Below are 11988 nucleotides of genomic sequence, written 5' to 3'. Positions count from 1 at the left end.
TCTTCACATCCTTGCTGTGGGACTTGTGTCTGATCGTGCAGCGTTGCGGCCGGCCCGGGTGAACTGAGCATCCAGCTCGTCCTCGCTGACGGTCATGTCGAAATCGAAGCCACCGGACTTGGGTGGCGATTTGGGCTGCGCGGCCGATGCCCGTCGTTGCGGTTTGCGGCCGGTGGACGTGGACGACGCCGCGTGCCCGGCGGGAGCGGCCATCCCGTCAGCCAGCCGGAACAGCGACATCGTCGCGCGCAGCGTCTCGGCCTGAGCCGACAGCTCTTCGGCGGTCGACGACAACTGCTCGGACGCCGAAGTATTTTCCTGCGTGACCTTGTCCAGCTGCTGGATCGCCAGATTCACCTGTGTGGCGCCGGTGGCCAGTTCCTGACTGGCGCCGCTGATCTGGCTGACCAGTTCGGCGGTGCGTTCAATGTCGGGGACCAGACCGTCGAGCATCCGGCCGGCATCCTCGGCAGCCTTGACCGTGTCCGAAGACAGTCCGCTGATCTCCCCGGCCGCGGTTTGGCTGCGCTCCGCCAGCTTACGCACCTCGGAAGCGACCACGGCGAAGCCTCGGCCATGTTCACCTGCGCGCGCGGCTTCGACCGCCGCGTTGAGAGCCAGGAGGTCGGTCTGGCGCGCAATTTCCTGCACCACCATGATGCGCTCGGCAATGGTCTGCATCGCAGTTACGGCGCGCGACACCGCCAAGCCCGAAGCCCGGGCGTCCTCGGCGGATTTCTTGGCCATGCCCTCGGTTTCGGACGCGTTCTCGGCCGTCTGCTTGATGCTGGCGGTCATCTGCTCCATCGAGCTCGACGCTTCCTCGGTCGAAGAGGCCTGCTCGGTCGCGCCCTGGCTGAGTTGTTCTGACGTGCTCGCCATCTCGCCGGCGCCCGAGGCGACGTTGCTGGCACCGCCGGTAACTTCGCCGACGATGTCGCGCAGCTTCTCGACCATGATGTTCTGCGCGCGCAGCAGATCGGTCACCTCGTCGTTGCCGCGCAACGTGGCCGTTTGCGTCAGATCGCCCTCCGAGACGCGGCGCGCCAGTTCGATCGAGCGATTCAGCCCGCGCGAGATCGTCATCACGATCCACGTGGCTGTCAGGGCGCCGAGCACCACGGCGGCGATCATCAACCCGATCACGGTCTGTCGCGCTTTGGCGTAGAGCGCATCGGTGTTCCGGATCGCCTCGGCCATGATGGCATGGTTGGAAGCCAAAATTGCGTCGAGGCTTGTCTGCATTTCGGTCCACTGGGCTTGTCCATCGCTCGACACGAGCCGGTAGCCCGACAAAGCCCCGTCGTTGTCGGCCATGCCCATCGCGCGATTGTTGATGTCGCGCAGCTTGGCGTTGATGTCGGTATAGGTGGCGATTTCCGCCTTGCCCTCGGATGTTGCCAGGGCAAGCAGGTCGGTGACCAAAGCGTCATGGGCCTTTCGCCCGGCCGCGAGTTCGCTGCGCAATTCGGTCCGCATGGAAGCGCGTTCGCTCAGCAGGTATTCCCGCACGTTGCGCTGGATGCGCAACTGCTCAGCATTCAGTTGCTGGGACAATTCGATCCTGCGCGCGGAGTTGTTGACCAGCTCGCCCAAACGATCGTTGAGGCGTCCGAGATCGCGGATCGCGAATGCGAGGCCAGTGCCAGCGAGGGCAATCAGAAGAATGAATGTGGCGGCCAGTTTGAGTTTCAAGGTAAATCGCATCAGGCATGCTCCGGTTGCGGTGTGGACCCCGCGGACGTTGCGCCGGGCCTTTCTGGTTGGGCGGTTCGCCCGATGAGAAAATCGCCGAAGATCGTCGAGAGGTCGGGTATCGTGACGAAGCGGCCGGACCAGCGTCCGACGGCGGCGACGTAGCGGGGCGGCCAGCGGCTGCCGACCGGAGGTATGCGTTCGATGGATTCGGGCGGGATGCGCGTGACCTCATGCACGCTGTCGGCGAGGATGCCGACAATGCTGCGCTGGTCTTCGAGATCGAGATCGAGGACCAGAACACGGGCCGCGATCCCCCCGGTGGCGCGCGGCATTCTCAGCGGAACCCGCAGGTCGGCGAGCGGCACCACGGCGCCGCGAACGTTGATCAACCCGGCGACGAAATCGGGCGCACCGGGCACGCGGGTCATGGCGCCCGGTTCGAGTACCTCGCGTAGCTGCGCTGTCGGGACCGCCAGTGTTTCACCGGCGAGGTGAAAGGTGACGAGATCACCGTCAAGCGCGCGGGGGTCGCTGTTCAGGGTCATGCCGCCTCCTGACCGGTTTCGGCCTCGCTATGGCCGCGCGCGACCAGTTGCGGGACGTCGAGGATCAGCGCCACCGCGCCGTCGCCCAGGATCGTCGCGCCGGAGAATGCCTTGAGCCCGGCATGCAGCGGCGAGAGCTGCTTGATGACGGTCTGATTGGTGCCGATGATGCGGTCCACCACCAGTCCGACGCGGCCATCGCTGCTGGTCACGACGATCACCTTCTGATGCGGGCCGGGGGCGCCCGGACTGTCCAGCAGATGGCGCAGGCGCAGGAAGGGCACCAGGCTGTCGCGAATGTCGAGAAATGCGTTGCCGCTGTCGGGCATGGCCATCTCGGCGGGAAGCTCGACGATCTCATCGACTGCGGCCAGCGGGATCACGAAACGTTCGTTCGCCACCTCGATCAGCAGACCGTCGACGATGGCGAGGGTCAGCGGCAGGCGCAGGGTAACCGTCGTGCCGTGGCCGGGTTCGCTCGTGACCTCGAGCGTCCCGCGCAGCGCCTCGATCGTGCGCCGCACCACGTCCATGCCGACTCCGCGCCCCGACAGTTCGGTCACCGTAGCGGCGGTCGAGAAGCCCGGGACGAAGATGAGTTGGAAGAGCGCGTCGTCGCTCAGCTCGGCGGTTTCGGCGATCAGCCCGCGCTCCACGGCCCGGTCGCGGATCGCGGCACGGTCGAGACCGCGTCCGTCGTCGCCAAGCGAGATCAGCACCTCGGCCCCGGAGTAGCGGGCCTTCAACCGGATTTCTCCGGTCTCGGGCTTACCCATCGCGCGCCGGGTCGCCGCATCCTCCAGGCCGTGGTCGGCGGCGTTGCGGATGATATGCATGAGCGGGTCCGTCAACCGCTCGACAACGGTCTTGTCCAGCTCGGTCTCCTCGCCCTCGACCGTGAAAGTGAGCGACTTTCCCAGACTGCCGGTCAGATCATGGACCAGCCGGCGGAAGCGTCCCGTGATCGCGCCGATCGGGGTCATGCGGATCGACATCGTCGTGTCGCGCATCGCCGTGGTCAGGCGCTGAATGTCTTCGGCCACCGCGATCAGCCCGGGGTCGCCGGACTGTGAGGCCAGTTCGATCAGCCGGGCCTCTGCGATCACCAGTTCCCCGACACGGTCCATCATGTCGTTGAGGCGCTCGGCCGGCACCCGCATGAGCGCACCGGAGCCGCGGCTAGCCCCCTCCGCGGGCCGGGCCGGCGCCGGATCGGTTGCGGGTTCCTGTTCCGGAGCCGCAGATTCCTGGCTCGCGCGTTGCGGGGGCAGGGGGGCCGCCAGCTCCGACGACTCGAGTTCGAGGCGGAGGCCGTTCTCGTGGAACAGGAAGACGCCGCGGATATCGTCCTCGGTCGCGGTTGAGTCGATCCACGCCTCCCATCCGAGGTAGAGCTGCAGCGGGTCCAGCGCATCGAGGGGCGGAATCTCGTCGGTCAAGGCAAGGATCTGCGCCGCGCCAAGGCATTGCAATTCCTCCAGTACCAGTTCTGGTCGGCCGCCCAGCGTTGGCGTGTCCGGTGGCAGGAAAAAACGCAGGTGCCTGCCGGGCGCGGCCGGCGGAGCGTCGGAGGTGAGATGGTCGGCGAGCCGCTTGAGGATGGCGTTGCCGTCATCGCGCGCAGCCCCGGATAGCAGGCCAGCGACGTGATCACGCGCCGCGAGGCTGATCGTGATCAGGTCTTCGTCCACCGGCACCGTCCCCTCACGTACAGCAACGAATGCCGTCTCGAAGTCATGCAGGAAACCGGCGATGTCGGTGCGCCCGAACATCGCGCCGGATCCCTTGAGGGTATGCAGATCGCGGAAAACCCCGTCGATCAGCCCACGGTCCCCCGGGGCGTCCTGCAAGGCCAGCAACTGCTGCTCCAGGCTTTCCACGAGGCTCTCGGCCTCCGCGCGGAAGGTGTCGAGAGAGTCTTCGTCCATCATGTCCCCACCACCTTGCCGATTACCGAAAGGAGTTTCTGCTGGTCGAACGGCTTCACCATCCAGCCGATGGCTCCCGCCGCGCGGGCCTTGTCCTTGATCGCGGCTGCGGTTTCGGTCGACAGGAAGACGATCGGCACGCCGAGGTTGGCGGGGCGTGCCCGGAATGCCTGGCAGAACCCCAGCCCGTCGAGCCGTGGCATGTTCTGGTCCGTGATGACCGCATCGAAGCTACGGGTCCGGCTGATGTCCAGCGCGTCCTGCCCGTCCACCGCAGTGGCCACGTCGTAGCCAGCGCTCTTCAAGGTCGTGGCGATCATTTGTCGGACCGACAGGGAGTCGTCGACCACCAGAATACTGCGTGTCATCTATTGAAACCTCAGTCGGAATTCGAAGGCGTCTCGGAAAGCGCGCGCGGAAAGAGATGACCGGAGCCTCGCGACCGAGATCGCCGCGCAATCGGGGAAGTTGCGGAGGCGCCAGCCCCGTAACGTCGAGCCGGAGGCATCGGGAGTCGGTTGCATGAACGAGACCTCGTGTTTCTTGGGCCGGGAACAAAGCGGTCATACGAGGCATAGCAACGCCGCCTTAAGGCTTTCCTAAAAACGCCGCTGAATTTGCCGCCGTCTCGATCGGAGAAACGAAACCGCGCGGAAACGCGGTGCAAGGGGAGTGGATATGCGTGGCGGCGGCGACCACGCCAGCGCCCTGCGCTGTTTCACCGGTGCGAACCCCAAGGCGAACGCGCCGCAAGAGACACGACAGACCCGCTTTGCGCGGGCTTCGCATGGAGGCTCGCCGAGCATGAAAAGGGGCTGCCGCGCCTTAGGTCTGGTAGGAAGAAAAAGAGGGCGCGGTAGGTTCCGCGCCCTCTCAGCGTTCATCGTCTGCCCACCGATCCCATCGGCGCGGCAGCGGGTATGCGCGTGCCGTTGCCCCCTTTCCGACACGGCGTCGGAGGTGTCCAACCGGCAGCTATGAATCGGGCAGCGCCCCCTGATCGGTAACCGATCTTACCCGGCCACAGACGCCGCATGGATCGAGGTGATCGCATCTTCCAGCATCGCGTTGAATTCCTCGTCCGACTGCTGGGCCGAGAGGCCCTCGGTCAGCGCGCGCGAGAAGGACGCGATCATGCCGGTGTTCTTGGCCAGCTTCTCGTTCGCCTCGTCGCGCGAATAGCCGCCCGAGAGCGCCACGACCTTCAGCACCTTCGGGTGGTCGACCAGCGGCTTGTAGCGGTTCGGCTCGGTCGGCAGCGAGAGCTTCAGCATCACCTGCTTGCCCTCGGGCACTGCGTCGAGATGGCTCAGGATCTCGGCCAGCAGCATCTGCTCGGCCTCGTCCTTGTCGGAGATCGAGATCGTCACTTCCGGCTCGAGGATTGGCACGAGTCCGTGGCTGAGCACCTGCATCCCGAGCTCGAACTGCTGATCGACGATCGCCTTGATGCCACCGACATTGGCCGCGGAGATCACCGAGCGCTCCTTGGTGCCGAAGATGCCCGCCTTCACGGCACGCTCCAGCAGAGCGTCGAGGTTCGGGATCGGCTTCATCAGCTGCACGCCGTGCTCCTCGGCCTCAAGGCCCTTGTCGATCTTCAGGAAGGGCACCACGCCGCGCTTTTCCCAAAGATAGGTGGCGGTGGGGGTGCCGTCGATGTCACGATCCATCGTCTGCTCGAACAGGATCGCGCCCACCACTTTCTCGCCGGTGAAGGCGGGGGATTTGATGATCCGCGAGCGCATCTGGTGGATCAGGTCGAACATCTCGTCTTCGCTGTTATAGGCATCTTCCTCGATGCCGTAGAGCCGCAGCGCCTTGGGGGTGGAGCCGCCCGACTGGTCGAGGGCCGCGATGAAGCCGTTGCCCTCGCGCATCTGCTCGGTCTGCTTGGCGTTGGACATGGGAATTCCTCCTGCGGGATATAGGGTCGTCTGAAGGGATAGTTTCCGCGCCGGGGCGATGCAACGCTGGTGACGCTAACATATCGAAACGGCGCGCATTTTGGCGTGTCCTCGCCGGCCCCGCCCTCGCGCGCCTTGAAACGCTGCGCGAAAAGACAAGGCCGGGGTGCTTTCGCAGCCCCGGCCCGATCCGTTTGCTCTTTCCTGTCTCCCGCCCGTTTTCAGGGCGCGCGGCTCAGCTTTGCTGGTCGAGCGCCGCCACTCCGGGCAGGACCTTGCCTTCCATCCATTCGAGGAAGGCACCGCCAGCGGTAGAGATATAGGAGAAATCCTTCGCCGCACCGGCCTTGTTGAGCGCGGCCACCGTGTCGCCGCCGCCCGCGACCGAGATCAGCTTCTCCTCGCGCGTCAGCTCGGCCGCTTTCGCCGCCGCCGCATTGGTCGCCGCATCGAAGGGTGCGATCTCGAAGGCGCCGAGCGGGCCGTTCCAGATCAGCGTGCGCGAGTTCTCGAAGACCTTACTGATTTCCTCGACCGATTTCGGCCCGGCATCGAGGATCATCGCATCCGCGGGGCAGGCGTCATTGGCCACGGTCTCGTTCTCGGCCCCCGCCTTGAACTCGCGCGCCACGACCACGTCGACGGGCAGGTGGATCTTGCAGCCCGCAGCCTTGGCCTTCTCCATGATCTCCTTCGCCGTGTCGGCCATGTCGCGCTCGGCCAGCGATTTGCCGACGTCGATGCCTTGCGCCACGAGGAAGGTGTTCGCCATGCCGCCGCCGATGATCAAGTGATCGACCTTCGCCACCAGATTGCCGAGCAGGTCGAGCTTGGTCGAGACCTTCGCCCCGCCCACGACTGCCGTCACCGGACGCTCGGGATCGCCAAGCGCCGCCTCGAGGGCTTTCAGCTCGGCCTCCATCAGGCGACCGGCCGCGGCGGGCAGGATCTTCGCGATGCCTTCGGTCGATGCGTGCGCCCGGTGCGCGGCCGAGAAGGCGTCGTTGACATAGACCTCGCCAAGCGCGCCCATCTCGGCGGCCAGCATGGGGTCGTTCTTCTCTTCGCCAGCGTGGAAACGGGTGTTCTCCAGCAGCAGAACCTCGCCCTTCTGCAGCGCGCCCACGGCTTCCTTCGCAGGGCCGCCGATGCAGTCCTTTGCGAATTTCACCGGGAAGCCGAACGCCTTCTCCAGCGCGGGCACCAGCGGCTCGAGGCTCATTTCCGGCACGACCTGCCCCTTGGGGCGCCCGAAATGCGCCAGCAGCACCGGCTTGCCGCCCTTCGACATGATGTCCTGCACGGTCGGCACTATCTTCTCGATCCGCGTCGCGTCGGTCACTTTTCCGTTCTCCACGGGCACGTTGATATCCACGCGCACCAGCACGACCTTGCCGTCCAGATCGACCTCGTCGAGGGTTTTCCAAGCCATGATATCACTCTCCCAATCTGCGCAGGGGGCCATCGCGAATGTGGCCCGCTCCCGCGGCTTGCGTTCTTCTTGCCTGCGGCGATGGGTCGCGTCAACACGGCGGACCGAACTGCGGCGCTTTGTCCTTGCCGCGCAAGGGCCTCGCTCCTATGGTCGGCCCAAATTTCAACGGAGGACCCAATGGCCGATATCAAGGATCCCGAGAACACGATCATCATCGAGCTCAAGGACGGGCCGGTCGTGATCGAGCTGCTCAGCGACGTCGCCCCGAAACATGCCGAGCGCATGAAGCAACTCGCCCGTGACGGCGCCTATGACAACGTGGCCTTCCACCGCGTGATCGAGGGCTTCATGGCCCAGACCGGCGATGTCGCGAACGCCAATATGGAAAAGGACTACAATCCGGGCCGTGCGGGCACGGGCGGGTCGCAATATCCCGACCTTCCGGCGGAATTCTCGAAGCTGCCGCATGATCGCGGGACGCTGGGCGCTGCGCGCTCGCAGAACCCGAACTCGGCCAATTCGCAGTTCTTCATCAACTTCAAGGACAACCACTTCCTGAACGGTCAATACACGGTCTATGGCCGCGTGATTTCGGGGATGGAGCATGTCGACAAGATCGCGCGCGGCGAGCCGCCGGCGAACCCCGACCGGATGATCTCGGTGAAGGTGGCCGCCGATGCGTAATATCCTGCGCCGCACCGTCCTCGCCGCCGCCGCGAGCCTCGTCGTCTCGGCGCCCGCCGCCTTCGCGCAAGACAGCTCTGGCGTGCCGGATACCGGCGGGCCGAAGCTCGTGCTGCAGATCGGCGGTCAGACCGAAGGCAAGGTCGTGATCGACCTGCTCACCGACAAGGCCCCGAAAGCCGCCGAGCGCCTGATGAAGCTCGCCAAGGAAGGCAAATACGACGATGTCGTCTTCCACCGCGTGATCGACGGCTTCATGGCCCAGACGGGCGATGTGCAATTCGGCAAGAAGGGCGGAGATACCTCGATGGCCGGGATGGGCGGCTCCGATCTGCCCGACCTTCCGGCGGAATTCTCGAACATCTCCTTTCAGCGCGGCATCGTGGGCATGGCCCGCTCCGCCGATCCGAACTCGGCAAATTCGCAGTTCTTCATCATGTTCGCCCCCGCGCCCCATCTCGACGGGCAATATACCGTCGTGGGCCATGTCGTGAGCGGCATGGATGTGGTCGACAAGATCAAGAAGGGCGACGCGGCGCGCAACGGCGTGGTCGAGGATCCCGATTACATCGTCAAGGCGACGGTGGAAGACAAGTAAGACGGGCAAGGGGGCTACGGCCCCCTTTCTCTTGCGCAGGCAGTCACTTTCGGCTTGGCCCAAATATCCCCGGGGGTGAGGCGGGATCAGCGGCCTTCCAGTGGAAGGACGCCCCGGCGAACGCCCGAAGCGCAAGCGAAGGGCCGTCAGCGCGGGGCAGCGCCCCTCCCAGCTTTTACAGCCGCGCGATGCGCTCGGTCAGGAGCGTGTAGAACCCTTCCGCATCCAGATCGCCCATGAACATCGCATTCGGCGCCCGGTCGGTCACGCGCCACCAATCGGCGACGGTCATACCCATGGTCAGCTCCGACGTCGTCTCGACCTCGACATTGATATGCCGCCCTGTGAACAGGTCGGGCTTGAGCAGATAGGCGATCACGCAGGGATCGTGCAGCGGCGCACCTTCCGAGCCGTATTTTGCCATGTCGAAGCGCTCGAAGAAATCGGTCCAGCTGGCGACCGCATGGCCGACGCGGGTGCCGAGATTGCGGAACGCTTCGACGCGGGCGCGGGTGGTGAGCGCCTTATGCGTCACGTCGAGCGGCATCACCACCAGAGGCACGCCGGATTTGAAAACGATCTCGGCGGCCTGCGGGTCGACATGAATGTTGAATTCGGCGGCGGGCGTGGTGTTGCCCACCTCGAAATAGGCGCCGCCCATCAGCACGATCTCGGCGATCTTCTCGGCGATATCGGGGGCGCGGCGCAAGGCGGTCGCGATATTGGTGAGCGGGCCCAGCGGGCAGAGCGTCACGCTGCCGGCGGGATGATCGCGCAGGGTCTCGATCAGGAAGTCGACCGCGTGCTGGTCCTGCAGCGGCATCTGAGGCTCGGGCAGTTCGATCCCGTCGAGCCCGGTCTTGCCGTGGACGTATTCCGCGGTCACCAGTTCGCGCGCGAGCGGCCGGTCGCAGCCCGCATAGACCGGCACATCCGTGCGTCCGGCAAGTTCGCACACCACGCGCGCGTTCTTGGATGTCAGAGGCAGCGGCACGTTTCCGGCGACGCAGGTGATGCCCAGGACTTCCAGCTCGGGGCTGGCCAGAGCCAGCAGGATCGCCACCGCGTCATCCTGTCCGGGATCGGTGTCGATGATGATCTTGCGCGCCATGTTCGCCTCCTTCGTGGGTTCCGCGCGACCTTGGCGCGGAGGCGCGGCGATGTCCAGATATGGGGGCGGATGACGGTGAGGCGCACCAAATCAACAATACCTATGCGTGTGTTCGCCCCGAAGCTTTCCAGCCACCGGCCACATTTGGCCACATTCGGTCTTTAGACAAATTGCTGCAGGGAAGGACACCCAGACATGAACCAGCATCACGTTTTCATTGCAGCGCCCGCTTCGGGGGGGATGAGTGGCCGGATGGCCCGCACGCTTGGCTGCGGACAGGACGCTCTGGCCCGCGCAGGCTATGGGCAGGCCGTGATCGGTGCAGCAGCCAGTGGCCGTGTCCATCTTGATTCGCAATTGATCGGCGATGCGGCGGCGGGGCTCTATCACCTCTTCGCCCGAGCCCAGGAACGGGCCGAGCGGTTTCGCGCAGCGCTGGCCGGGACGGTCGGTCGCGTGGTGCTCTACGCGCCGAGCTACGAAGACTATTACCCGGCGCTCTGGCGTGACCTCGCCGCCCGCCGCCCGCTCAAGCCCTTCGCCGAGCTGACGCCGCGCCTGATGGCGCGCCCGCGTCGCTGGGTCGACGTGGTGCGTGATCTGAAGGCGGGGCTCGATCCCCGCGAGATCATCGTCTTGCCGCATGGCTCGCAGATCGGCGAGGCGCTGGCGGCGCTGGTGCCGGGCGCGTCGCTCGAGCCCGCGCCCGATGCCGAACCCAACCATTCCGATACGGTGATTGCGATGATGCAGCGTCTGCATCATTCGGGCGTCGTGATCGGGCCGAAGCAGAAACGCCGTCTGGCGCGGTTCCACGAGCATCAGCCGCAGGGCACGCCGATTGCGGAGTTCGACGCGCTCGACCGGGTCTCGCTGCAGCGTCGCTACGAGCAGGACCTGGAGCAGATGGCTGCCATCGACGGCGTGCGCATCGGCCCCGACGAAGCGTTGCAGATCGCCGCCCAGTAAACGGTTCGGTTCGCTCCTTTGCGAGAATGAAAAAGCGGCGCCTTCTGGACGCCGCTTTCTTTTTTCGGAGGCACGCCTGCGATCAGCCGTCGAGATCGACCTCGTCGATCAGCTTCAGCGCGGTCGGGCGCAGTTCCGCCAGCTTCGCGAGGTCCAGCGTATCGGGCGTGAACTCGCCCCAGCTTTGCACCAGCTCGGACCGCGCAACGCCCGGCTTGATCGGGAATTCGTGGTTGGTCTGAGCGTAGATTTCCTGCGCTTCATCGGAGACGAGGAATTCCATCAGCTTGAGCGCGTCCTCGCGGTTCGGCGCGGATTTGGTCATCGCCATGCCCGAGACGTTCATATGGGTACCGCCTTCCTCGAAGACCGGGAAGGTGATGCGCACGGAATTGGCCCATTGCGCCTGCTCGGGATCGGCGAGCATCTGGCCCATGTAATAGGTATTGCCCAGCGAAATGTCGCATTCGCCCGCCCAGATCGATTTCACCTGGCTGCGGTCATTGCCTTCGGGCGTCTTGGCGAGGTTCGCTTTCAGCCCTTCGAGCCATTCCTTGGTCGCCTCTTCGCCGTGATGGGCGAGATAGGCGGAGGTCAGCGCGACGTTGTAATCCGAGGTGAAGGAGCGGGTGCAGATGCGGCCCTTCCATTTCTCGGAGGCGAGGTCTTCATAGGTCGTCACCTCGCCATCGGCCACGCGCTCTTTCGAGGCATAGACGATGCGCGCCCGCGAGGTCAGGCCGAACCAGTGGTTTTCCGGATCGCGGAATTCGGCCGGGATCGCGTCTTGCAGCGCCGGGGCCTCGACCGCCTGCGTCACGTCGGCATTCACCACTTCGCTCAGCCGCGCGATATCGACGGTCAGAACCAGATCGGCGGGGGAGCGGTCGCCCTCGGCTTTGAGACGCTCGACCATGCCTTTCTCGACATAGGCGATGTTCACCGCGATCCCGGTCTCTTCGGTGAAGGCGTCGAGCACGGGCTGGATCAATTCAGGCTGGCGGTGGGAGTAGATGTTCACATCCGCAAGCGTCGGCGTGGCGAGGGCCGTGCCCATCAGGGCGAGGGCGAGGGTCCGGGTCATTGAAGTCTCCATTCGCGTTTTCGTGAGCG

11 protein-coding genes are annotated in these 11988 nt (G+C 65.2%); 3 read left to right on the top strand and 8 right to left on the bottom strand.

The window, feature by feature from the left end; genetic code table 11:
• Positions 1 to 3 precede the first annotated feature (3 nt).
• The 6 genes from B6V73_RS02385 to B6V73_RS02360 form a co-directional block, all read right to left on the bottom strand.
• Positions 4 to 1707: a methyl-accepting chemotaxis protein gene (locus B6V73_RS02385; protein WP_088724408.1), complete on the bottom strand. Its 1704-nt coding sequence runs from the start codon at positions 1705 to 1707 to the stop codon at positions 4 to 6.
• Complete coding sequence (locus B6V73_RS02380) at positions 1707 to 2243, bottom strand: chemotaxis protein CheW (protein ID WP_075775006.1); 537 nt, start codon at positions 2241 to 2243, stop codon at positions 1707 to 1709. The genes B6V73_RS02385 and B6V73_RS02380 overlap by 1 nt, the downstream gene beginning before the upstream one ends.
• Positions 2240 to 4174 carry a chemotaxis protein CheA gene (locus B6V73_RS02375; protein WP_088724407.1) on the bottom strand — a complete coding sequence of 645 codons (1935 nt, stop codon included), beginning with the start codon at positions 4172 to 4174 and terminating at the stop codon, positions 2240 to 2242. Before B6V73_RS02375 ends, B6V73_RS02380 begins: the two co-directional genes overlap by 4 nt.
• The gene (locus B6V73_RS02370; protein WP_088718483.1) at positions 4171 to 4539 is read right to left on the bottom strand and encodes a response regulator; all 369 of its coding nucleotides are present in this window, start codon (positions 4537 to 4539) and stop codon (positions 4171 to 4173) included. Before B6V73_RS02370 ends, B6V73_RS02375 begins: the two co-directional genes overlap by 4 nt.
• 645 nt (positions 4540 to 5184) lie before the next feature.
• Positions 5185 to 6078 carry a fructose bisphosphate aldolase gene (locus B6V73_RS02365; protein ID WP_088718484.1) on the bottom strand — a complete coding sequence of 298 codons (894 nt, stop codon included), beginning with the start codon at positions 6076 to 6078 and terminating at the stop codon, positions 5185 to 5187.
• Between the two features lie 235 nt (positions 6079 to 6313).
• Positions 6314 to 7510 (bottom strand): phosphoglycerate kinase, encoded by a 1197-nt coding sequence (locus B6V73_RS02360; RefSeq protein WP_075775002.1) that lies wholly within the window; start codon positions 7508 to 7510, stop codon positions 6314 to 6316.
• 180 nt (positions 7511 to 7690) lie between these two features.
• On the opposite strand from B6V73_RS02360, the gene B6V73_RS02355 reads away from it, so the two are divergent.
• The gene (locus B6V73_RS02355; RefSeq protein WP_075775001.1) at positions 7691 to 8197 is read left to right on the top strand and encodes a peptidylprolyl isomerase; all 507 of its coding nucleotides are present in this window, start codon (positions 7691 to 7693) and stop codon (positions 8195 to 8197) included.
• On the top strand, positions 8190 to 8795 hold the full coding sequence (locus B6V73_RS02350; protein ID WP_075775000.1) for a peptidylprolyl isomerase: 606 nt from the start codon (positions 8190 to 8192) through the stop codon (positions 8793 to 8795). The genes B6V73_RS02355 and B6V73_RS02350 overlap by 8 nt, the downstream gene beginning before the upstream one ends.
• Positions 8796 to 8970: 175 nt before the next feature.
• Here the strand turns inward: B6V73_RS02350 and B6V73_RS02345 are convergent, their stop codons facing one another.
• Positions 8971 to 9906 (bottom strand): nucleoside hydrolase, encoded by a 936-nt coding sequence (locus tag B6V73_RS02345; protein ID WP_088724406.1) that lies wholly within the window; start codon positions 9904 to 9906, stop codon positions 8971 to 8973.
• Between the two features lie 195 nt (positions 9907 to 10101).
• On the opposite strand from B6V73_RS02345, the gene B6V73_RS02340 reads away from it, so the two are divergent.
• Positions 10102 to 10875 carry a hypothetical protein gene (locus B6V73_RS02340; RefSeq protein WP_088724405.1) on the top strand — a complete coding sequence of 258 codons (774 nt, stop codon included), beginning with the start codon at positions 10102 to 10104 and terminating at the stop codon, positions 10873 to 10875.
• 82 nt (positions 10876 to 10957) lie between these two features.
• On the opposite strand, the gene B6V73_RS02335 is transcribed toward B6V73_RS02340, so the two are convergent.
• Positions 10958 to 11959, bottom strand: coding sequence for a Fe(3+) ABC transporter substrate-binding protein (locus B6V73_RS02335; protein WP_233243044.1), 1002 nt, complete (start codon positions 11957 to 11959; stop codon positions 10958 to 10960).
• Between the last annotated feature and the right edge of the window lie 29 nt (positions 11960 to 11988).

Source organism: Thioclava sp. JM3 (assembly GCF_002213185.1).
Classification (GTDB): Bacteria; Pseudomonadota; Alphaproteobacteria; order Rhodobacterales; family Rhodobacteraceae; genus Thioclava; species Thioclava nitratireducens.
The sequence above is the reverse complement of the archived record's forward strand: the minus strand, read 5'-3'. Positions and strand labels throughout refer to the sequence as shown.

Bases quoted from the DNA above. Each gene is read 5' to 3' on its own strand.
- B6V73_RS02355 (WP_075775001.1), top strand. From the start codon at position 7,691: ATGGCCGATATCAAGGATCCCGAGAACACGATCATCATCGAGCTCAAG.
- B6V73_RS02340 (WP_088724405.1), top strand. From the start codon at position 10,102: ATGAACCAGCATCACGTTTTCATTGCAGCGCCCGCTTCGGGGGGGATG.
- B6V73_RS02380 (WP_075775006.1), bottom strand. From the start codon at position 2,243: ATGACCCTGAACAGCGACCCCCGCGCGCTTGACGGTGATCTCGTCACC.
- B6V73_RS02375 (WP_088724407.1), bottom strand. From the start codon at position 4,174: ATGATGGACGAAGACTCTCTCGACACCTTCCGCGCGGAGGCCGAGAGC.
- B6V73_RS02360 (WP_075775002.1), bottom strand. From the start codon at position 7,510: ATGGCTTGGAAAACCCTCGACGAGGTCGATCTGGACGGCAAGGTCGTG.
- B6V73_RS02350 (WP_075775000.1), top strand. From the start codon at position 8,190: ATGCGTAATATCCTGCGCCGCACCGTCCTCGCCGCCGCCGCGAGCCTC.
- B6V73_RS02345 (WP_088724406.1), bottom strand. From the start codon at position 9,906: ATGGCGCGCAAGATCATCATCGACACCGATCCCGGACAGGATGACGCG.
- B6V73_RS02335 (WP_233243044.1), bottom strand. From the start codon at position 11,959: ATGACCCGGACCCTCGCCCTCGCCCTGATGGGCACGGCCCTCGCCACG.
- B6V73_RS02370 (WP_088718483.1), bottom strand. From the start codon at position 4,539: ATGACACGCAGTATTCTGGTGGTCGACGACTCCCTGTCGGTCCGACAA.
- B6V73_RS02365 (WP_088718484.1), bottom strand. From the start codon at position 6,078: ATGTCCAACGCCAAGCAGACCGAGCAGATGCGCGAGGGCAACGGCTTC.
- B6V73_RS02385 (WP_088724408.1), bottom strand. From the start codon at position 1,707: ATGCGATTTACCTTGAAACTCAAACTGGCCGCCACATTCATTCTTCTG.